The following is a 21,647-nucleotide window of genomic DNA, read 5'->3' as shown; positions in this document are numbered from 1 at the left end:
GACGACCCCTGGGCGCGACCGATCGGTCACGCGTCGACGTCGCCCGTCCGTCGGGTCGATCCGGCCGCATAGAGAATGACGAACAGGATCGGATAGGAGATATACATCGAAAGCAGCGCATAGGGCCGCGGCAATATCTCGGCGAACATCAGCTTCTGCAGGTGTCCGAAGACCGCGATCAACTGCCAGCCCGTGATCCAGTAGGGCCAGAAGCGCTGCGTCTTCAGCGCGATGACCCAGAAACTGACGAGCGCGATCAAATCGATCACGAAGATATTGGTTTCGACATGCTCCCATTGCGGATTGGGCGACATTATCGTGGTGCAGACCGAGGCGATGAGCGCCGTCAGCGCCGCTCCCTTTTCGAGCGGGCCGCCGCGATAGATCGCGACGCCCACCGTGAGCAGCAGGACGGCATAATAGATCGCCACAGTCCACATGTGACTGGCGTCCCCCGGACGCCTTACGAAGCCTGAGCGAGCGCGGTGACAACGCCGCGATCGTTGCTGCCCTCGTCGGCGAACATGGCGCTGGGCGGCTTGACGCCGGCGCCGAACATGCGGGTGCCGAGCCCAACCTGCTTCTGGGTCGCGGTGAGCGCGAGGTGCGCATCGGTCAAAAGCTGGCGCACGTCGCCCGACGCGGCGAGCGCCTGGGCGACCTTTGCCATCGCATCCTGGCCGACGATCGCCGACATATTGGTGTCGCGGCGCGCGGCCGGCAGCGTTCCCGCGAGCCGGGCGATGCGGATCATGACCTCGTCGATGGCCTCTTGGGCCGCATGCAACTCGCTGGCGATTTGTTTCGCCGCGGATATTCGTTCGTTCAGCATTTCTTCCGGTCCTTGAAAAAGGAATGCTGCGGATTCCCCCCCGCGCATTCGGTTCGAACTATCAGGTCAGAACGCGACCCAGTCCCACAAGGATCGAATAGAGGGCGGAAAAGGCCAAGATCGTCGCCAATGCGATGAGGATCGGCCAGATGATCCTTTCCATCAATCCATGTCGGTTCGTCGGCTGGGACGAAGTCGGAAACGGAAAGCCGATATCGAAGACCCCCCGCCGCGACCGGCGCCCCGTCTCCGCATCGGCGACCGGCGGTTCGCCGCCTAGATCGGCCAATTGATATCTCAATGATTGATAGGGGGTAACTCGGTCGAAGACACCGTTACTCGCCAACAGCTTTGCAGCCTCTATCCGGTTGGAGGTATTGAGTTTTTTCAGGGACCGCCGCACGCGCTCATCTACAGTGTGCGGCGACACGCCCATGATGCGGGCGATTTCCTTGGAATTTTTATGCTCGAAAACATGCCGCAACGTTTCAATTTGCGCAGCCGAAAGGAGACTGAGATAAGTGTCGGGGTCACCTTGCACCGGGGTGGAATAGCTCATCAGGGGTCGAAATCAAGTTGGCGGGGTCGGTAATTCGCACGCGGGAGAGCATGAAAATGAAACGGGACCGGACGGCAAATCTCTGTGTCCCCCGCCATTTTCCGCCGCGGAGCCGCGGCGACGGATTCGACAATTATTTTTTTGCGCCCATTGCCCGACGCGGCATCGCGCGGACCTGCAGCGCGTGACCCGGCTCGGCGCCCTGCTCGCAGGCGGCGGCGCACGGCGCTTCGGTCGCGACAAGGCGCTTGCCCTGTGGGCCGGGCGTCCGCTGATCGCACACGCCGCTGACATATTGATCCAGCACAGCGATGCGCTGGTCGTCTGCGGACGGCTCACCAGCCCGCTCGCCGTCCCGCATCTCGCCGACCGGCCGGCACCGGAGCTCGGTCCGCTCGGCGGACTGTGTGCCGCGCTCTGCCATGCCGCCGAGACGGGACACGCGTGGGTGCTGACGCTCGGCTGCGACATGCCGCGCATAGACGCGGAACTCCTCGCCCGGCTGACGGCGCCAGGGCCTGGGCGCCATGTCGCCGAGGCACCGATCGTCGGCCACTGGCCGACCGCGCTCGCCAAGCCGCTGCTGCGCCATCTGAGCGACGGCGGCGAACGCGCGGTGCGACGCTGGGCGGCAACCACCGGCATCGAAGCCATCGCGGCCGGCGCGCCCCTCGTCAACGTCAACACCCCCGCCGACCTCGCGGCGCTGGCGAAGGATCAGCTATCCGGCCCCCAAGCGCGGTAGAAGGTATCGAGCGCAGCGTCGATTTCGGTCGCGATCCGGGCGCTGTCGGCGCGCCGCGCCTCGGGCAGGTTAAGCAGGGTGAACTGGTAGAAACCCGACTGGCACAGTCCTGCGAGATGATAGACCGCCTGCAGGGGGTCGCCGCGCCGCAGTTCGCCGCGCGCCATCTTCTCCGCCATCCACACCGCGAGCCGCGCCTTGCCGCGGCGCGGCCCGCGTTCGTAAAAGGTCTGTGCGAGATGCGGGAAGCGCCGCGCTTCGCCGATGACGAGTTGATAGAGGGCGAGCAACGGGTCCGAGGTCAGCGTGGTGATCAGCACATGGCAGAAGCGGCGCAGCACGGGTAGAACCGCTTCATCCATCGGCAGCTCGACCTGCAACGCGGCACCGTAATAATCGACGATATCGTCGACGACCGCCTCGAACAGCGCCTCCTTCGACGGGAAATAGGTCCACAGGGTCGTCTTCGACCCACCGACCGCGCTCGCGATCGACGACATGGTGGTGCCCGCATAACCGTTCGCCAAAAACCCCTTGCGCGCCGCCTCGACGAACGCCTTGCGCCGCAGCGCCGCGGCATCGTCCCCAGAAACCGTACTGACTGGTATCATTTCGATTGACAACCTTACTCCACTCGCTATGGGGCGCATGATACCAGACAGTATCGTTGGACGCCATGCCCCGTTTCCCCGTCACGACCGCCGTCCTTCTGGGCCTGCTCGCGGGCTGCGCCGCTCCCGACCTCGGACCGCGCCCGGCACCCGCCGCGCCCGAATCGCTCACCTCGGGCGAAAGCTTTGCCGCGGCTGCCGGCGTCTGGCCTGTCGAGGGCTGGTGGCAGGCGTGGGGCGATGCGCAACTCGGCGCGCTGATCGACGAAGGGCTGGCGGGGTCGCCCGACCTCGCCGCCGCCGCGGCGCGGGTGCGCGCCGCCGATGCGCTGGCGCAGCAGGCGGGCGCGGCGCTGTTGCCCCGCGTCGGCGCCGAGGCGAGCGCGGGCGGCGTCCAGCAGAGCAAGACGATGGGCATCCCGCCCGATTTCGTCCCCGACGGCATCCAGGACACCGGCCATGTCGCCGCGACCTTCGCCTTCGACCTCGACCTGTGGGGCAAAGGCCGCGCCGCGCTCGCCGCCGCGACCTCGGAGGCCGAGGCGGCGCGGGTCGACGAAGCCCAGGCACGGCTGATGCTGACCACCGGCATCGCGGCCGCCTATGCCGATCTCGCCGCCCAATATGAGGCGTTCGACGTCGCCGAGGAGGCGCTGCGCGTGCGGTCGGCGAGCGCGAAACTGTCGGCCGACCGCACCCGCGCGGGGCTCGACAACCGGGCGAGCGCGAGCCAGGCCGAGAGCCGCGCCGCCTCCGCGCGCGCCGATATCGCGGCGCTCGAGGAAGCGATCGCGCTGACCCGCAACCGGATCGCCGCGCTGGTCGGCGCCGGCCCCGATCGCGGCCTGACGATCGTGCGGCCAAACCTGACCGCGCCGGACATCGGCCTGCCCGCCGACGCGGGGATCGCGCTGGTCGGCCGCCGTCCCGACATCGTTGCGGCGCGGCTGCGCGCCGAGGCGGCGGCGAAGCGGATCGACGTCGCGCGCGCCGATTATTATCCGAACATCAGCCTGTCGGCGCTGATCGGCTTCCAGTCGCTGGGGCTGTCCAACCTGTTCGACGCCGGGTCGAAATACGGCAATGGCGGCGTCGCGATCAGCCTGCCGATCTTCGATGGCGGACGCATCGAGGGCCGCTATCGCGGCGCGCGCGCCGATTATGACGCGGCGGTGGCCGCCTATGACCGCACGCTGATCGCCGCGCTGCGCGACGTCGCCGACATCGTGGCGAGCCGCACCGCGACTCAGCGCCAACTCGCCGAGCGCCGCAGCGCGCTCGCCGCGGCCGCCGACGCCGCAAGACTGGCCGGGCTGCGCTACCGCGCCGGGCTCGACAACCAGCTCGCCCAATTGACCGCCGAGGACAGCATGGTCGCGCTGAGCCGGTCGGTCGCCGACCTTGCGGCGCGCCAGCGCGCGCTCGACATCGCCCTGATCCGCGCGCTCGGCGGCGGATATCAGGAAGCAGGAGACAGATGATGGCCGACGACACGGCTGCAGCCGCCCCCGACTCTCCCGAACCGGACGAAGCGCAGGAAGCACGCACCGCGAAGCGCAGGAAGCTGCTGCGCATCCTGGCGATCGTTGTCGCGGCGGTCGCGCTGTTGTGGGGCATCTGGTATTTCCTGACCCAGGCCGGGCGCGTGTCGACCGACAACGCCTATGTCGGCGCCGACAGCGCCACCGTCACCGCGCTCGTCCCGGGCCCGGTCGAGGCGGTGCGCGTCAGCGGCACGCAAGCGGTGAAGAAGGGCGATGTGCTCGTCGTCCTCGACGATGCCGACCAGCGGATCGCGGTCGCCGATGCCGAGGCGGCACTGCGCCAGGCGCGCCAGCGCTATGGCCAGGCCGACGCGACCGCCGACGCCGCCCGCGCCCGCGTCACGGCGCGCGGCGCCGAGATCCGGCAGGCGCAGGCACGGCTGCGCGACGCCGAGGCGACGGTCGAGCGAGCGCGCGCCGAACTCGCGCGGCGCGAGAGTATTGCCGGCACCGGCGCGGTGTCGGGCGAAGAGCTCACCGCAGCGCGCGCCGCGCTCAAGCAGGCGCAGGCGGCGCGCGATCTGGCGGCGGCGGGGGTGACCTCGGCGCAGGCGACGCGCGGCTCGGCGAGCGGCGACCTCGGCGCGGCCGAGGCGGTCGTGCGCGGCACGACGATCGACACCGCCCCCGATGTCGCGGCGGCGCAGGCCCGGCTCGACAAGGCGAAGCTCGACCTCGCCCGCACGGTCATCCGCGCGCCGGTCGACGGCATCGTTACCAACCGGCAGGTGCAGGTCGGCCAGCGCATCGCCGCCGGCGCGCCGATCATGGTCATCGTCCCGATCGACAGCGCCTATGTCGACGCCAATTACAAGGAAAGCCAGTTCGGCAAGATCCGTATCGGCCAACCCGTCGAACTGACGTCGGACTATTATGGCGGCGGCATCGTCTATCACGGCAAGGTCGTCGGCATCGCCGGCGGCACCGGCGCCGCCTTTTCGCTGATCCCAGCGCAGAATGCGACGGGCAATTGGGTGAAGGTCGTCCAGCGCCTGCCGGTGCGCATCGCGCTCGACCCGAAGGAACTCAAGGCGCATCCGCTGCGCGTCGGACTGTCGATGGAAGCGACGATCGATACGCGCGGGAAGTAACGAGCAATGGCCAGCGCTGCCCTTCCTGCCTCTCTCCCCGCCGAGCCGCAGCCGCTGAAGGGCGTGCGGCTGCTCGCCGCGGCCTTTGCGCTCGCGCTCGCCAATTTCGTCGTGGTGCTCGACACAACCATCGCCAATGTCTCGGTGCCGCATATCGCCGGCGGCCTCGCCGTCTCGCCGACGCAGGGGACGTGGGTCATCACCAGCTACGCCGTCGCCGACGCGATCAGCGTGCCGCTGACCGGCTGGCTCGCGGCGCGCTTCGGCACGGTGCGCTGGTTCCTGATCTCGATCGCCGGTTTCGGGCTCTTCTCCTTCCTGTGCGGCATATCGCGCACGCTCGACGCGCTGATCCTGTTCCGCGTGCTGCAGGGGCTGGCCGGCGGACCGCTGATGCCGCTGTCGCAGATCCTGCTGCTGCGCATCTTTCCCAAGGAAAAGGCAGGAATCGGCCTCGCCATCTGGGCGATGACGACGACCACCGCGCCGATCCTCGGCCCGATCCTCGGCGGCGTCATCAGCGACAATTGGAGCTGGCCGTGGATCTTCTTCATCAACCTGCCGGTGGTCGCGCTCTGCGCCTTCGGGGTCGGGACCCTGCTCGCGCCGTTCGAGACCAAGCGCGTCAAGGCGCGCATCGACACCGTCGGGCTCATCCTGCTCGTCGTGTCGGTCGGCGCCTTCCAGATCATGCTCGACACCGGGCGCGAGCATGACTGGTTCGGATCGACCTGGATCGTCGGTCTTGCGATCGTCGCCGCGGTCAGTTTTGTCGCCTTCGTCATCTGGGAACTGACCGACGCCAATCCGGTCGTCGACCTGCGCGTCTTCCGGTTCCGGGGATTCAGCTTCTCGACGCTCGCCATCTCGCTGGGCTTCGGCGCCTTCTTCTCGCAGGTCGTGCTGACGCCGCTATGGCTGCAACAGGTCGCGGGCTATACCGCGACCGAGACGGGATTCGTCGTCGCCTGGCTGGGCGTCTTCGCGGTGCTGCTGTCGCCGGTCGCGGCGGGATCGATCGGCAAGATCGACATCCGCCTGTCGATCAGCGCCGGCATCTTGTGGATGGCCTTCGTGTCGATCCTGCGCGCAAGCTGGAACGCCGACGTCGACTATTGGACCCTCGCCTGGCCGCATATCCTGCAGGGGATCGGCATGCCCTTCTTCTTCGTCGGGCTGACCGCGCTGGCGCTGTCGAGCGTGCCGGCGCAGGACCAGACCAACGCGGCCGGGCTGATGAGCTTTCTGCGCACGCTGAGCGGCGCTATCGGCACCGCGATCGCGACGACGGCGTGGGACGATGCCAGCGCGTCGTCGCGGGCGCAGCTCGTCGCGACGCTCAACGATCCCGGCGGCGCGATGGACCTGCTGTCCAGGGCCGGGCTGACGCTCGAACAGGCGCGCGGCGCGGTCGCACGCATGGTCGAGGTGCAGGCCTCGACCATCGGCGTGATCCACCTCTTCCTCGCGGCGGGCGTGGTCTTCGTGATCGCCGCGATTGCGGTATGGTGCGCGCCGCTGCCCAAGGAAGTGTCGATGGGCACGGCGCATTAGGGCCGCGCCCCTTGCCTGCACACCGCGCGCATGAAATGCTGCGCCGACATGGCAAGGAGACGGACTATGGCGCACGGCACCGCACGCATCGGCAAGGATCGCTATCGCACCGAGATCGACGTCGGGCCGCACCATCTGGTGGCCGACGAACCGCCCGCGCTGGGCGGGCAGGCGGTAGGACCGGCGCCTTACGACCTGCTGCTCGCCGGCCTCGGCGCCTGCACCGCGATCACGCTGCGCATGTATGCCGACCGCAAGGGCTGGCCGCTCGAATCGGTCGAGGTCGGGCTGCGCCTGACCGGCGGGGCGGGCGCGATGACGATCGACCGCACGCTGACGATCGCGGGACTCGACGAGGACCAGCGCGCACGGCTCGCCGACATCGCCGAGCGCACCCCGGTGACGCTGACGTTGAAGAACGGCCTGCCGATCGCGACGCGCCTGATCTGACGGGCGGAAGCGCCGGCCCGCATAATAAATAAAAGCGAGGCCGGGGCGACGGGAAAGATCGCCCCGGCCTCTGAACGCAGGCCTTCCTTCGACGGGTCGCAGGTCAGAAGGAGAAGCTTGCGGTCACACGCGCCCCATGGGTGCGGCGGTCCGACGCCAGCGTGCCGCTGTAGGCCGCGCCGATCCGGAAGGTACCGCTCGTATAGTCGAAGCCCGCTTCGACCTCTGCCGAGCTCTTCGGGATCAGCGTGCCGGTCAGCACGAAGGGCGAACCGCCGCCGCTCGCGAACGCCGCCCCCACCGGCGCTCCGCGATCGCCCGAGGCGCGATTCCAGGCAGCCGAGACATAGGGCTGGAAGCCCGGCTGTCCGGCATTGAAACGGGCGCGCACGCCCAGGCTGAGGAAGTCGGTCTTCTGCTTCGCCGCGGCGAGGGCGAGCGCCGCATTGCCGCCCGTCTCGACGAAGGCGTCACTCTTGGTGCGCACATGCGCGAGCCGTGCGAAGGGCGTGATCGCCGCGGCGCCGACCTTGGCGTCATAGCCGACCTCGCCGAACAGTTGCAGCGTGCTGCCGTCGCGGCCCGAAGTCAGCGACTGGGCGAGCGGCGCGAAGCTCACCGACCGCGTCGTGTCGATGTCGTGCCAGCCATAGGCAAGGCCAAAGCTCGCACGCATCCCCTCGCCCGCGCCATAGGTCGCGTGGACGGCGAGATATTTGCTGTCGGTCTTGGCCCGGTCAGTGCGGCCGCCGAGGCGGAAATCCGAATTGCCGATTCCCGCCGACAGCGCCGCCGCGAAGCCATTGCCGCCGAAACCGACACCGGTCACGAAGCCCTTGTGGTCGGTGTCCATGCCGAAGCGACCGCCCTTCGCATCGAAGTCGCCCCAGCCGCCGAAGGCCGAACCCCAGATGAAGGCGCCCTGCGCCTCGGGCGCGACCATGCCCAGCAGCGCCCCGCGCAAGTGACGGCTGTCGTCGGTCAGCCCGCTGAGCGTGCTCGTGAGAATCTCGCCCGACAGGTCGCCGAACGCCTGCTGCGCGCCCGCCGCATTCTGCGCCAGCACCGCCTCGAACAGCGGATCGTCGATACCACGCGCCTGGATCGCCGCAGCGACTCCTGCCTGGTTGGCGCCAATCGCGACGTCGGCGAAATCGATGTCGTTGCGATAGAGCGACAGCGTCACCGAATTGCCGCCATAGCGCAACAGCGGGTCGAGGAAGGCGAGGTCGGTGGTCACCGATCCGAAGCGGCCTTCGACGCCCTCCGCCCCGGTCAGGATCACATAGTCGGTGCGTCCGGCATAGTCGCCGTCCTCGGCGAGCACCGCGACACTGGCGTCCGTATCGATCGTCACCGTGCCGGTCGCGTCGAGCCGGTCGCCCTCGCCCGCCGCATTGACTTCGACCTCATAGACCGAGCCGGCCGCGAAATTCAGGTCGCCCGCGACGGTCAGACGACCGATCGAATTGCCCGGCGCGATGGTACCGCCCCCCGCGACGGTAGTCGAACCGACCGTGCCGTTGCCGCCGAGCGTGCCGCCTGAATTCACCGTGACGTCGGAGACGATCGAGCCGTTGACCGCCAGCGTGCCGCCATTGACCGCCGTCGGGCCGGTATAGCCGCTGTTGCCAGTGAAGTTCAGCGTGCCGCTGCCGGATTTGGTGAAGCCGCCATCGCCCTCGATTCCGCCGGCGAATTCGCTGTCCTCCTCCTGATCGACGGTCAGGGTGCTGGCGCCGATGACGACGGTCGCCTCCCCGCCGCCCGACAGGCCGCCGATCGTCTGGTCGCCGCCGCTGAGGTCGAGCGTGCCGCCGCCGACGTTGAAGTCGGTCGTCGGGTCGATCTGGCCGGCGAAGCGCACCGATCCGGCGAGGATGTTGGTGACGCCGTCGAAGCCATAGTTGCCCGTGAAATTGAGGATGCCGGCGCCCATCTTGTCGAGCGTACCGGTGCCCGAGAAGGCGCCCGCGAAATCATAATCGTCCGAGCGGTTGAAGACGAAGCGGCCGTTGTTGACCAGATCGCCCGCGAACTGGCCCTCGGTTCCACCGGCGCCGAGCGTGAAGGTCCCGTCGCCCTCGGTCGTGACGTCGCCGAGCAGCGTGCCGGTGAGCACCAGCCCGCCATTCACGACGACCGTGCCGCCGGTGTGCGCGACGGTGGCGGTATCGACGGTGAACACCGCCTCGCCGATCAGTTCGACCGTGCCGGTGCCGGTGATCGACAGCTCGTCGAGCTGCGACACCACGTCATTCTCGCTGAAGTTGAGGATCAGCCGCCCGTTCGTCGTCACCGCGGGGGTGAGGATCGGCGACGACAGCCCCTCACCGTCGCCGAGGTCGACCTCGTTGACCTGCAGCGCGGCGCCTTCGCCGATCGCGACATTGTCGAACTCGCCGACATAGCCCTTCGAGGTCCAATAGCCGTTCGCAACCTCGAGCGTTTCGAAGCCCGCCGCGGCACCGATCTGCTGCGCCTCGGTCAGTTCGAGCACGTCGCCGTCGAGGACGAGGCCATCGACCCCGTCGCCCGCATCGACGAGCCCGGTGATCGCACTTCCAGTCTTCAGCGTCACGCTGTCGTCGAACGCGCCGAGCCGCACCGCGACGCCGGCGGCCCCGATCAGCGTCCCGCTGTTTACGACGTCGATCTGACCGATCGAATTGAGCGCAACGCCTGTTTCGCTGATGATCGTGCCGCTGTTCGTCGCGGTCGCGCTATCGACCTCGATCTCGACCCCGCCATCGATCGTGCCGCTGTTGACGAGTTCGCCGGCCTTGCCCGCACTCGCCTGCCTGCCGATCACCACGCCGATCTCGCCGCCCGAGATCGTCCCGGCGTTGGTGACCGACGCGCCACTGACTGCAAGCACGCCGTAGCGGACGCCCGAGATCGTGCCGCCCTCTTCGTTGACAACGCTGCCGAGCATGGTGGTACCGCTGGTGTCCTGGCCACCGAAGGCCTGGATCGTGATACCGTCGGTCAATTCGCCCGCGATACCTTCGATGGTGCCGCTATTGACGACCGAGCCCCCACCGAACAGCCGTACCGCATCGTTGGCATCGCCGCGGATGGTGCCGCTGTTCGTGACGGCGGTGCCCACCGCGCGGATTTCCGCCTGCCCGGTTTCGTCGTTGTAATAGAGCTGGGTAACGATGCCATAGCCGGCACCCGAGATCGTGCCGCTATTGTCGATCGACGCGCCCGCCGACTGGATCATCACGCCGGCATCGGCGGGAGCGGCGGCACCCTCGTAGCTGCCGTTGCCGCGGATCGTGCCCGCGTTGTCGAGCATCAGCGAGCCATCCCCGCCGGCATAGACGCCATGTGTGCCACCCTCGATCGACCCGCCCTCGGCGTTGGTGATCGTGACGTCGCCGAGCGTGCCATGGAACACGCCCGCACCCGCCTCGCTGCCGATGGTGCCCGAATTATCGAGCGTCGCGCTCGCGAGGTCGCTGCCGAAGCCGACGCCATAGCCGTTGAGGCCATCGGTGCGGCTGCCGGTGATGGTGCCCGAATTGACGACGCTAGCGGTCAGGCCGCTACGCTCGCCGCTGTCGAGCGCGGTGCCCTGGATGAAGAGGCCCCCGTCGACGCCGGCGATGTCGCCCGCATTGGCGACGTCGCCACCACCCGACAGGATCACACCGAACCGCTCGCCCGCGATCACACCGCCCGCCGCGTTGGTGACCAGCGCGGCATAATCCTCGCTCGCCTGCCCTTCATAGGCGTACATGGAGATGCCGTCGGCATCGGCGCGCCCGGCACCGCTGATCGCGCCGCCGTTGGTCACGCTGCCGCCGCCGATCAGGCGGACGCCGTCGTTGCTTTCGCCCGCGATCGTCCCGCTGTTTTCGACCGTGGTGCCGACTGCAAGGCCGACGAGCTGGTCGATCTCCGCGTCATAGAGATAGCTGGTGGTGATCCCCGCGCCGGCGCCCGAGATGGTGCCGCTGTTGGTCACGCTCGACGAAGCCGTGCCGATGGTGATGCCCGCGTCGGGCGCGGCGTCGAAGCCATCGTAGCTGCCATCGCCGCGGATGGTGCCCGCGTTGACCACCGCGAGCGTTCCCCCGGCATTCGAATAGATGCCCGACGTCGCGCCGGTGATCGTGCCGCCCTCGGCGTTGGTCACCGTCACGTCGGCGAGCGAGCCCTGGAGCACGCCGACGCCAAAATCGCTGGCGATCTCGCCGCTGTTGTCGAGCGTCGCGCTCGCCATGTCGCTGCCGAAGCCGACGCCATAGCCGTCGCCGTCGCCGTCGCTGCCGCCGAAATCGCCGGTGCCGCGGATCGTGCCCGAATTGACGAGGCTGCCGGTCACGCCGCTGCGATCGTCGCTGTCGAGCGCGGTGCCCTGGATATAGACGCCGCCGCTGGCGCCGGTAATGGCGCCCGCATTGGCGACGTCGCCACCGCCGGACAGGATGATGCCGAACCGCTCGCCCTCGATCGCGCCGCCGGCATCGTTGGTGACCAGCGCGCCATAGTCCTCGCTCGCCTGGCCCTCATAGGCATACATCGACACGCCGTCGGCGTCGGCACGTCCCGTGCCGCTGATCGTGCCGCTGTTGGTCACGCTGCCGCCGCCGATCAGGCGGACGCCGTCGTTGCTTTCGCCCGCGATCGTACCGCTGTTCTCGACCGTGGTGCCCGCCGCACGGCCTTCGACCAGACCCGTCGCCGGGTTGAAATAATAGGCGGTGGTGATGCCCGCACCGGCACCCGAGATGGTACCGCTGTTGACGACGGTCGACGGCGCGCCGAGGATCGTCACCCCGGCATCGGGCGGCGCGTCGAAGCCGTCATAGCTCCCTTCGCCGCGGATCGTCCCGGCGTTGGCCAGGTCGATCCCGCCTTCGTCGTCATAGACGCCGCTGGTGGCGCCGGTGATCGTCCCGCCAACCTCGTTGATGATCGACACGCGGCCGAGCGAGCCGTTGGCGACGCCATGGCCGGCGCTGCCGGTGATCATGCCGCTGTTCACCAACTCCGACGAAGCGAGCACATTGGCAAAGGTCAGGCCGCTGCCACCCGAAATGGTGCCGGCATTGGTCACCGACGCCGTCTTGTTCCCCGCCGGATCGTTGCCCTGCACCCACAGCCCGCCGCTGCCGCCGATCAACGCGCCGTCATTGTCGACCACGCCCCCATCGAACAGGATCGCGCCATAGCGCACGCCGCTGATCGTGCCGCCCCCGGCATTGGTGATCGTCCCGATCGCGGTGACGTCCGACAAATCCTGATCGTCATAGGCGTATATCGACACGCCGTCGGCATCGGCGCGCCCGGCACCATTGATCGTTCCGCTGTTGGTCACGCTGCCGCCGCCGATCAGGCGCACGCCGTCGTTGCTTTCGCCGGCGATCGTGCCGCTGTTCTCCACGACCACCCCGACCGCACGCCCCTCGAGCGTCTGCGTGTCCGGATTATAGAAATAGGCGGTCGAAATCCCGTGGCCCGCACCTGCGATCGTCCCGCTGTTGGCGATCGTGGCCGGCCCGCCGTCGATCGTTATGCCCCCTTCGGGCAGCACGTCGAGACCATCGGCACTGCCATTGCCCCGGATCGTGCCCGCATTGGTGACGGTCGTTTGACTGGCGCGCGAATAAACACCGATCCGGTCGCCTTCAATCGTCTCCCCCGCCGGATTGTCGACCGACGCCGGCTCGCCTTCGGGGAGCAATCTTCCATGCTCTGCGCCCAGGGCGGGCACAACCATGTGGAGAATCGACAGACCGGCGATCGCGCTGGTCGCGAGCAGGCGGGATTTGGAAATGGCGGACATGTGACGATACTCCCCCTCGCAGAAAAAACGGTAGGCGACGGGATGGGCAAACGGCGCCGATGCGCGCTCTGCCGTTCCGTTCGACCTGTGTATTGCGCCCCCGTGCCGATCGGACCCCTGCGCGACCCCCGGCATTGCCCCGGCGGATTAATTGCCGGGCGCGGCCAGCGTCTACCCAATGTTTTTTGGGGGGTCGGGTCACCGTGCCGCCGCGCAGACGACCCGCCCGGCCTTTTCCCGCGCCTTTCCGCGGCGTCTGCCGCCATCGAGCACAGCAGGCGCCCCGACCCCCAAAAGAAAATTGACTTCGGCAGGGCGCGCAGCAACATCGCCGGTCATGGGGGGAATATATCGGGCCTTGCTGTTCGCGCTCGCGATGCTCGCGGCGCTGCCGGCTGTCCGTGCCGAGCCGGCGCGCCTGCCGATACTCCATCTCCATGCAGGCAGCGACGCGGGGACCGTCACCCCCTATGTGCGCTACAGCCAGACGCCCGGCCGGATCGACACCCTCGGCGTCGCCGATATCCTGGCCGCCCCGCTGCGTCCCGTCGCCGGACCGACGATCCATTTCGGCCCGCCAGGGCAGAAGACGATGGTCGTGGTCAAGGTCCGTAACGCGAGCGCGACGCAGGGAAGCTGGATTTTCACCACCGGACGCGGTTCGCTATCCTGGTTCCGTCTCTACGAAGCGTCGGGCGGACGGTTCGCGCTGCTCGTCGATGGTTCCAATACTGTGGGCGCACGCGCGAATCTGCGCACCTATCAGGCGTTCAGCACCGAACTCGTCCTCGCGCCGGGACAGGAAAAGCTGCTGCTGATCGATTTCCTGTCCGAAAATTCGACCTATATGCCGATCCGCATCCAGACCTATGGCAGCTTCTTCAAGGAACGACGCGCCAATGTCGCCATGGTGTCGGGGGTGGTGTTCGGCATCGCGGTGCTGATCTTCCTCAACTTCCTCTTCTTCTCGATCACCGGGCATCGCGAGTTCATCTGGCTCGGAGTCGCGCAAGGTTGCTTCGCGCTCAATACCGTGCTCGCCGAGGGCTATATCGCCATCTTCTTCCTCAGCGACCGGCCGCTGGCTATCAACGCGCTCGAACAGATTTTCAAATGCGGCTTTGCCGCCGCCATGGCGCAGTTCGCGCGCAGCTTCATCGACACGCCGGTGCATTTCCCGCGCCGCGATCTCGCACTGCGCGCGCTGATCGGCGCGGCGCTGGCGGTCATGCTGGTGCAGCCCGCGCTGACGCTCTATCCGCCCGGCGTGCGTAGCGGGCTGCATATCGCCGGCTGGCTGATCGTCGTCGCGATCGCCTGGTTCCTGCCCTTCGTCGGTTTCGCCGCGATGCGGCGCTTCGGGCGTCAGCTCTGGCCGCTGTTCGTCGGCTGGGCCAGCCTCGCGCTCTTCATCGTCTATGCCGCGATCGCGTCGATGGGCCTTTTCGCCTGGCTGCCGATCAACTGGCATCTTGCCGGGCCGGTCGGGCTGTTCGAATCGATCATGGTGACGCTCGCCCTCGGGCTCAACCTCAAGAAGATCCGGGCCGACAAGCTCGCCGCCGACACCAACTATGCCGAGGCGCTGGCCGAACGGCTGAAGATCAGCGAGAGCGCGGCACGGCTCGCCGAGGAAAAGGCGCTCGCGCTCGCGACGGTCAACAGCCAGAATGCGCTGCTCCACGCCTCGGGCCACGACAGCAAGCAGGTGATCCTCGCGCTCAACAGCGCAGCCGGGGTGCTGCGGCAAAGCGAGGACGGCGTCCACCGCGAACTGGGCCGGATGCTCGAAAGCTCGGCCGCCTATCTCGGTGGCATCGTGTCGACGACCATCTCGGGCGCCAATATGGCGGCCAGCGAATCGGCCTTCCTCGCACTCGGCAGCTTTCCCGCAGAGGCGCTGACCGAGCCATTGATGATGATGTTCAAGACGCCCTTCGCCGACAAGAAGCTGACGCTCGAAGCCCGGATCGACGGCACCGTCACCCTCGTATCGGACAAGCCGCTATTGATGCGCGCGCTCGCGAACCTGCTCAGCAACAGCTATCAGTACAGCGAGCGCGGCGGCGCGCGAATCGAGGTCGCGCGAGAGGGCGAGTTGGCGATCATCACCATCACCGACACCGGCCGCGGCATGCCGGTTGAGGTCATGGCGCGGCTCAACGACGACGCGGCAGTGCGGCTGCGCGCCGACGAAGATGCGCAGGGCAGCGGGTCGGGGTTCCAGTCGGCGAAGCGGCTGATCGAGGCGCTGTCGGGGTCGCTGCGCATCGCCGCGTCGGGCACCGAGGGCACGGTGATCCGCATCGCTCTGCCCTCCGCCTTCGCCGGCGTCACGCCCTGCACGGCGGGCGAACTGCAGGCGGCGCTGCCCGATTGGCACCTCGTGGATTTCGACCGCCGCGACGCCTTCGACGCGGCGCTGTCCGACACCGCGGCACCGCGCGCACGCCTCGCCGCGCTGACCTATGACGACACGACAGTGACGCGCGGGCGGCTGGCCGAGGTGGCGGGGCTGATGATGCTCAAGCCGCTGTGCTGCGAGCTACTCCGCCACCCGCTGCTCCGCGCCGGGGTGGAGGCGTCAGAGCAGCCCTAGCTCGTGCGCGCGCTCGACGATCTTGCGATTGTGCGAAACGTCGAGCTTGCGGCGCAGTTCGGCGATGTGGAACGATACGGTCGGCTGTGCGATCGACAGGCGATAGGCGATTTCCTTGTTGCTCTCGCCCTGTGCCAGATAGTGGAGGATCGCCATCTGCCGCGTCGATAGCGCCACCGGCGGCTGACGATATTTTCCGAGCGCCTCGACCATCTGCGGCGAGACATAGACCTCGCCCGCCAGCGCCGCGTCGCAGGCGGCGAGGATCGCCTCGGGCGGGTCCGACTTGCTGACCACCGCGCGCGCGCCGAGCTTCAGCGCATAGTCGACTTCGGCGTGCCGGGTCTCGCCGGTCAGGATGATGACGGTCATGTCACGCGATCCGACGATCTCCGCCAGGATGTTGACCCCGCGCATGTCGGGCATGTTGAGGTCGAGAATGACGAGATCGACCGGCTGCGAGCGCACGAAGGCGCTGACTGTCGCACCGCGGTCGAGCGCGCCGATCACCTCATAGCGATCCTGCCCCGCAAGCAGCAGGCGCAGGCCGCTCTGCGTGATCGGATGATCGTCGACGATCAGGATCTTGTGCCGTTGCCCCATCCCGCACCCCTCCCGATTTCGCGATGCCCGATAAGCGGGCGCGCCCGCAACCCGAATTAATCTGGGGTGGCGGCGGGCGTATCCTGCGCCGGCGGCGCGGGCAGGGCCTTCGGTCGAATCGCCACCCATAACGGTCCGCGCCCCAGCCGCGCGTTGAAGCGCGCGTTGAAGGTCAGCGGATCGCGCGCCGGCGCGTCGAGGCCCGGACCATAGAGCCGCCGCACCGCGCCCTTGTCATAGCCCATCGCGGCAAGCAGGGTCGGAAAGATACGATAATGGCTCGTCGCGTCGAAATGGCGCCGCGCCGCGGCCGCCCATGCGTCGTCGCCGCCGATGACGACGAGCGGAACCGCCCCTTCCTCGGGCGCCGGCGCGGGGCTGCAATGCGTCGTCGTGCCGGCGTCGCCGCGCTCGTGGAGCGTCTGGCCGTGGTCCGAGGTATAGACGATCAGCGTCCCCGCGGGCACGCCGCCCGCGAACAGGCGGTCGAAGAAACCGCCGACCGTCCACAACAATGTATTGCGATAGCTGTTGCGGTAGCGCCGCCAGCTTTCGGCGCCGGTGACCAGATTCTCGGGCAATTGCATCTCGGTCACCGCCGCCGTCCGCCCGCGCGGCAACGCGGGGCGATAGCGCATCCTGTCGGCGGGATATTTGTCGGCGACGGGAAAATGCGCGCCCATCTTGTTGACCAGCACGACATCGCGCCGGCCGTTGTGGAGCGTCGCGACCAGCGCATCGGCCGCCGCGCGGTCGCGGTCGGCGACGGGCACGGCGTCGAACTGGACGAAGCGGTCGATATCGCGCCGCTCGCGATCGTCCATGCCGTTCTGATAGGCGCCGCCGCCGCGCTGCGCGTCGATATAGACAGTGCCGAATCCGGCGCGCTTCGCATAGGCGAAGAGCGACGGCATGGTGGCGTTGATCCGCCGATAAGCGCCGCGCGTGCCGCCGTGGCGCAGCGTCATGTTGCTGCCATAGCTGCAATTGGTGATCGAGGCGGCGACGCCGAAATTGGCGACCCCCACCCCGGCGGGCGGGCGGGCGAGGCCCGATCGCACCCCGGCGGGATCGTTGATGTCGAGGTAGCGCGCGGCGATGCTTTCGTCGACGATCAGCACGATATCGCCCAGGTCGGTTCCAGAATCCGGCGCGGGGCGGGGCACGAGCCGCACATCCTCGCGCGGGCGCGCGGGATCGCTGACCGCTTCCCAGCCATAGAGAAGCGAATAGGCGGTGCCGACCCACGCCCCGGGAAGCCCGCGCCCGCCCTCCCCGCCGCGCACGAAAAGCAGGATCGACAGCAGCGACAATCCGGCAACGGGCGCCGCCGCGGCCAGCCAGGCGGGAAGCGGGCGACGCGGACCCGGCCGCATCCCGATCGCGATGAACAGCAGCAGCGCCCCCGCGCCCGCCCACGCCATCTCGCCGCCATGCTGCGCGAGCGCGTCGCCCGCGAAGGCGGCCGACTGGGTCATGGTGACGAAGGCGTCATAGCTCATCGCATCGGCGGTCGCGGCCTGGAAGCTGTCGACGAACAGCGTCGCGAGCGCGAAGACCAGCGCCCAGCCCCAGCGCAGCCAGCCGCGCGCGATGAAGGCCGCCCCCCACAGGCAGGCGAGCAGGAGCAGGAACAGGCCGGCATAGAGCGCGAGCCCCGGCGAGACGCCGAGCATCGCGATACGCGCCGCAAAGCCCGGCCAGCCGAAAGCGAGCCCCGCCAGCAGCAATATCGTCTTCAGCCAGGTCCGCCCGGTCCCCGTCATGCCTTTTCCGCCTTTCCGCGGCGGCGATAGCGTCAGGGGTTTGACATTTCCTATACGCGGTCGACGTTCGGGATCAGTCCGCCGGCGCCTCCAGCCCCAGCGCCTCGGCGATCCGTTCCCACGGCACCAGTTTGAAATTCTGGTTTTCGGGCGGCGACACGTTGCGTCCGTCCTGCACGACCATCAGGCCGCGCGGGAACCCCGGCCCCGCAGCGCGGCTGGTGACATCGAGACCGTCGGTTTCGGACACGCCGTCGATCCCGGCCGCGATGTCGGCACCGATCCGGAACGAGCCGACATAGGCGTTGTCGCCTTCGCGGCGGAACAGCGCATAGCTGTCATTGCCCTGGCTCGACACGACCAGATAGCCCTTGCCATCGTCCTGCTTATAAATCGCCATCCCCTCGATATCGTCCTTCAGTGCCGGATTGTCGGCGACGGCGGCAAGCATCGAGCGGGCGGGTCCGCCGCGCGGTTCGGCGCCCTCGCGCCAGACGCCGACATCCTCTTCGCCGACATAGAGCATGCCCGTCTCGTCGTCGGCGACACAGCCTTCGACCTGGCTTTCGAACGGCAGCTCGCGGACCAGCTTTACGCGGACCTTGCCCGCCTGCGTCGCAACCAGTTCCCACTGGCGCATCTGGCCGTCGCCCTGGTTGACGAAAGCATAGGTCCTGTTCGACCGGCCGCTGCGATACAGGCACAGCCCATAGGGGTCGTCGAACCCGGTCGCCTGCAACCCGTCGGCGACGTCGGTCAGCCGACGCGTCGCGGGATCGAGCGTATAGATCGAGATGCCTTTGGTCGTGCGGTTGCTGGCGGCCACCAGCGTGACGTCGCGGCCGCCAAGGCGGAAGCCATCGCGCAGATCGACATTGTTCATGCGCCCGTCGGGCAGATACTGGATCATCTGGCCGTCGAGTCCGTAGACATAGAGGCCCGACTTCTTCTGCGTCCCGATCACCACCGATCGCGCGGGGTCGGCGGGGTCGATCCAGATCGCCGGATCGTCGGCCGCGTCGCCGCCGGTTTCGACCGGCACCGTTTCGACCGACGCGCGGGCGAGCGGCATCGTTTCGGGCGTCGGGACCGGCGGTCGTTCGGCAAGCCCCGCGGCAGCGAGGATCGCCGGCCAGCTCGCGATCTTGAAATTGGGCCGTTCGGGCGCATTGTCGTCGTCGGCGACCACGACGAGCGGACCCGCAATCGTGACGCTGCCCGCATCCTCGACCCGATCATCGCCCTTCGCCAGCGCCACCGAGCCCAGATAGGCGAAGTCGTCGGCCGGATCGTAGAGATTCAGCCGGTCGGCCTTGGCATCGGACACGAGCAGCCGGCCATCGGCGGCGATACCGATCCCCTTCGCTTCCTCCTCGATATGGCCGAGGCGGACGATGTCGACGATTTCGGGCACGATCTCGGCCTCGGGCTCGGCAGCGAAGCGCCAGGCACCGACCGCTTCCTGCGCGATATAGACCGATCCGCGATCGTCGGCGGCGCAATAGCCGGCTTCCGACCCGAGCGACCAGCGCCGCGCGATCCGGCCGCGCATCGCGCCCGCCGCATCGGTCGCCAGCCCCCATTGTTCGACCTCGCCCTTGTCGCCGAGCAGGAAGAGATAGAGGGTGCCGTCGCGGTGGCTGCGCGAGAAGCACAGGCCGGCCACGGTCATTTCGGGCGCGATCCCCGCCAGACCGAGCGGTGCGGGAACGCCGCCGGAACCGATGCGGAACAGCTTCGGCGCATTCGCCTTGCCGTCGAGCGCGGCAAGCAGCGCCCCGCCGCCCGGCGCGGCATCGGCGCGCAGGTCGAGCGCGGTGATATCGCCGACCTTGTGCGTCGCGATGCGGTGGCCCGACAGGTCGAAGACGTCGATCCCCGCCGATTCGGCCCCCGCGAGGATCAGCGACCGCGCGGGATCGGTCGGATCGGCGACGACCACGGCGCCGTCGGCGCCCGATCCGGCCGTCGCCTGCGTTTCGGCCGAAACCGCGGCGACCGGCGCGACGTCCTTCGCCTCGAGCGCGCCCGGAACGACGGCCAGCGCAGCGGCGATCGCGAACATATTCGTCTTCACATCATCCTCCCTGTTCACCCCGAAATCATGATCGGAAGGCCGAAGCGGTCCTTCATGACGCGGTGATGACGACACGCCTTTTTTTGGGTGGCATCGAGAGGATGGGATGGGGTGGTTCAATCGGCCGCGGGGCGGCATCCACCGGGATCGGCCAGCCCCGGGCGCAGATGGCGATCGGCGAAGGCGAGATAGGCCGCCCAGTCCTGAGCGGTGATGTCGTGCGCGCCGCTGCGGATATGATAGCCGATGCATCCGCCGGTCGTCTGATCGGGCGGCGGCATGCGGTCCGTACCGAGCCCCGGCAGGCCGAACAGGCGATAGACGGGGTCGGCGCCGCGCGCAGCCAGAAACTCGCCCCTGGGATCGGACCACCAATCTTCCGTCGCGCTGGCGACATAGACCGGACGCGGGGCGATCAGCGCGATCAGCTCGTGCGCATCGACCGGCAGGTCCTCGGCACGCCCGGCATAGGTCTTGAAGCGCGGGGCGAACCAATAATCGTTCATCACCCGGATCGTTTCGCCGAAATCGCGGCGATAGAGCGCTGCGCCGCCTTCGCCGCTGTCGTTCGACACGACCATCGCGAAGCGCGGATCGACGGCGCCGGCCCACAGCGCCGCCTTGCCGTATCGCGAATGGCCGATCACGATCACCCGGCGCCGATCGACGTCGGCATCGGTGGCGAGATAGTCGTAGACGCGGCTGAGCCCCCATGCCCAGGTCGCGATCGCGCCCCAGCCGTCGGGAGCCGACGGGCTGATCGCATAAGGCGGCTGGATGCTTTCGGCGCGCTTGCCTTCGCCGTCGGGATAGAGATCGCCGGGAAAGAAGGTCGCGACGCCATAGCCCGCCGCCAATATCTGCGCGATCGGCCATTGCCCGGCCTCGATGCCACGCGACGCCGCGGTCGCACGGTGCTTGACGATCCCCTTCCCCGGCGCCGCGACCCAGCTATGCGCGATCGCGATCGCCGGATCGGCGGCGACCGCCTGATTGCCGTGAAAATTGAGCCCGACGAATAGCGGCGCCGGGGCCTTTGCTCCGGCGGGGAGATAGAGGAGCACCGACGTTTGCGGCCCCTGCTCGCTTCCGTTCAGATAGAGCGTCACCTGCTTGCGTACCGCACGGCCGCCCAGCGCGTGACGGTCGAGGTCGGTCACCACGGCGCGCATGTCCGCGGGCGCGGGCGGCGTCACGCCATAGATATGGCGCTGGAAAAGCGCGAGCAGTTCGGGGCGCCGCCGCGCGGTCCATTCGGCCGCGCTCGTCACGCGCTTTCCATCCGCCATCGTCAGGGGATCGGGCAGGCGATAGGGGGCGACCTTCGCCTCGTCGGCATTGCCGTCGAGTTGGGCTTGAACCGGAACCGCGGTGAAGAGCAGCACCAACAGCGCCGAAAGGGAGCGAGGCCGGAGGCGC

General features: G+C 68.3%; 15 protein-coding genes. 6 read left to right on the top strand and 9 right to left on the bottom strand.

The window, feature by feature from the left end; all coding sequences use genetic code 11:
* Window positions 1-26 precede the first annotated feature (26 nt).
* From FHR21_RS01085 to FHR21_RS01075, 3 genes are all read right to left on the bottom strand, one after another.
* Window positions 27-440 (bottom strand): hypothetical protein, encoded by a 414-nt coding sequence (locus FHR21_RS01085; protein ID WP_184094435.1) that lies wholly within the window; start codon window positions 438-440, stop codon window positions 27-29.
* Between the two features lie 23 nt (window positions 441-463).
* Window positions 464-832, bottom strand: coding sequence for a hypothetical protein (locus FHR21_RS01080; RefSeq protein WP_184094433.1), 369 nt, complete (start codon window positions 830-832; stop codon window positions 464-466).
* A 61-nt stretch (window positions 833-893) separates the two neighbouring features.
* Window positions 894-1,391, bottom strand: a complete 498-nt coding sequence (locus FHR21_RS01075; protein WP_246426990.1) for a response regulator transcription factor — start codon at window positions 1,389-1,391, stop codon at window positions 894-896.
* Window positions 1,392-1,575: 184 nt separating this feature from the next.
* Here FHR21_RS01075 and mobA point away from each other — a divergent pair, with 184 nt between their 5' ends.
* Entirely contained in the window at window positions 1,576-2,136 is a 561-nt protein-coding gene (mobA, locus tag FHR21_RS01070) for an NTP transferase domain-containing protein (RefSeq protein WP_184094431.1), read from the top strand.
* Here the strand turns inward: mobA and FHR21_RS01065 are convergent.
* Entirely contained in the window at window positions 2,109-2,747 is a 639-nt protein-coding gene (locus FHR21_RS01065; protein ID WP_246426989.1) for a TetR/AcrR family transcriptional regulator, read from the bottom strand. The two genes, mobA and FHR21_RS01065, sit on opposite strands and share 28 nt — an antisense overlap.
* Window positions 2,748-2,812: 65 nt before the next feature.
* On the opposite strand from FHR21_RS01065, the gene FHR21_RS01060 reads away from it, so the two are divergent.
* From FHR21_RS01060 to FHR21_RS01045, 4 genes are all read left to right on the top strand, one after another.
* Window positions 2,813-4,228 carry an efflux transporter outer membrane subunit gene (locus tag FHR21_RS01060; protein WP_184094427.1) on the top strand — a complete coding sequence of 472 codons (1,416 nt, stop codon included), beginning with the start codon at window positions 2,813-2,815 and terminating at the stop codon, window positions 4,226-4,228.
* The gene (locus FHR21_RS01055; protein WP_420825259.1) at window positions 4,228-5,382 is read left to right on the top strand and encodes an HlyD family efflux transporter periplasmic adaptor subunit; all 1,155 of its coding nucleotides are present in this window, start codon (window positions 4,228-4,230) and stop codon (window positions 5,380-5,382) included. Before FHR21_RS01060 ends, FHR21_RS01055 begins: the two co-directional genes overlap by 1 nt.
* Window positions 5,383-5,388: 6 nt before the next feature.
* Window positions 5,389-6,936, top strand: a complete 1,548-nt coding sequence (locus tag FHR21_RS01050) for a DHA2 family efflux MFS transporter permease subunit (RefSeq protein WP_184094423.1) — start codon at window positions 5,389-5,391, stop codon at window positions 6,934-6,936.
* A 66-nt stretch (window positions 6,937-7,002) separates the two neighbouring features.
* Window positions 7,003-7,386 carry an OsmC family protein gene (locus FHR21_RS01045; RefSeq protein ID WP_184094421.1) on the top strand — a complete coding sequence of 128 codons (384 nt, stop codon included), beginning with the start codon at window positions 7,003-7,005 and terminating at the stop codon, window positions 7,384-7,386.
* Between the two features lie 103 nt (window positions 7,387-7,489).
* Here the strand turns inward: FHR21_RS01045 and FHR21_RS01040 are convergent, their stop codons facing one another.
* Complete coding sequence (locus FHR21_RS01040) at window positions 7,490-13,183, bottom strand: autotransporter domain-containing protein (protein WP_184094419.1); 5,694 nt, start codon at window positions 13,181-13,183, stop codon at window positions 7,490-7,492.
* 337 nt (window positions 13,184-13,520) lie between these two features.
* On the opposite strand from FHR21_RS01040, the gene FHR21_RS01035 reads away from it, so the two are divergent.
* The gene (locus FHR21_RS01035) at window positions 13,521-15,782 is read left to right on the top strand and encodes a sensor histidine kinase (RefSeq protein WP_184094417.1); all 2,262 of its coding nucleotides are present in this window, start codon (window positions 13,521-13,523) and stop codon (window positions 15,780-15,782) included.
* Here the strand turns inward: FHR21_RS01035 and FHR21_RS01030 are convergent.
* The 4 genes from FHR21_RS01030 to FHR21_RS01015 form a co-directional block, all read right to left on the bottom strand.
* Complete coding sequence (locus FHR21_RS01030; protein ID WP_184094415.1) at window positions 15,768-16,385, bottom strand: response regulator; 618 nt, start codon at window positions 16,383-16,385, stop codon at window positions 15,768-15,770. The genes FHR21_RS01035 and FHR21_RS01030 overlap by 15 nt on opposite strands.
* A 56-nt stretch (window positions 16,386-16,441) precedes the next feature.
* Window positions 16,442-18,151, bottom strand: coding sequence for a sulfatase-like hydrolase/transferase (locus FHR21_RS01025; protein ID WP_184094413.1), 1,710 nt, complete (start codon window positions 18,149-18,151; stop codon window positions 16,442-16,444).
* Window positions 18,152-18,224: 73 nt separating this feature from the next.
* The gene (locus FHR21_RS01020; protein WP_221234949.1) at window positions 18,225-20,228 is read right to left on the bottom strand and encodes a phytase; all 2,004 of its coding nucleotides are present in this window, start codon (window positions 20,226-20,228) and stop codon (window positions 18,225-18,227) included.
* 116 nt (window positions 20,229-20,344) lie between these two features.
* On the bottom strand, window positions 20,345-21,613 hold the full coding sequence (locus tag FHR21_RS01015; RefSeq protein WP_221234948.1) for a glucuronyl esterase domain-containing protein: 1,269 nt from the start codon (window positions 21,611-21,613) through the stop codon (window positions 20,345-20,347).
* Between the last annotated feature and the right edge of the window lie 34 nt (window positions 21,614-21,647).

Source organism: Sphingopyxis panaciterrulae (genome assembly GCF_014199295.1).
Lineage (GTDB): Bacteria > Pseudomonadota > Alphaproteobacteria > Sphingomonadales > Sphingomonadaceae > Sphingopyxis > Sphingopyxis panaciterrulae.
Note: the sequence above shows the minus strand (reverse complement) of the source record. Positions and strands in the feature narration are given on the sequence as shown.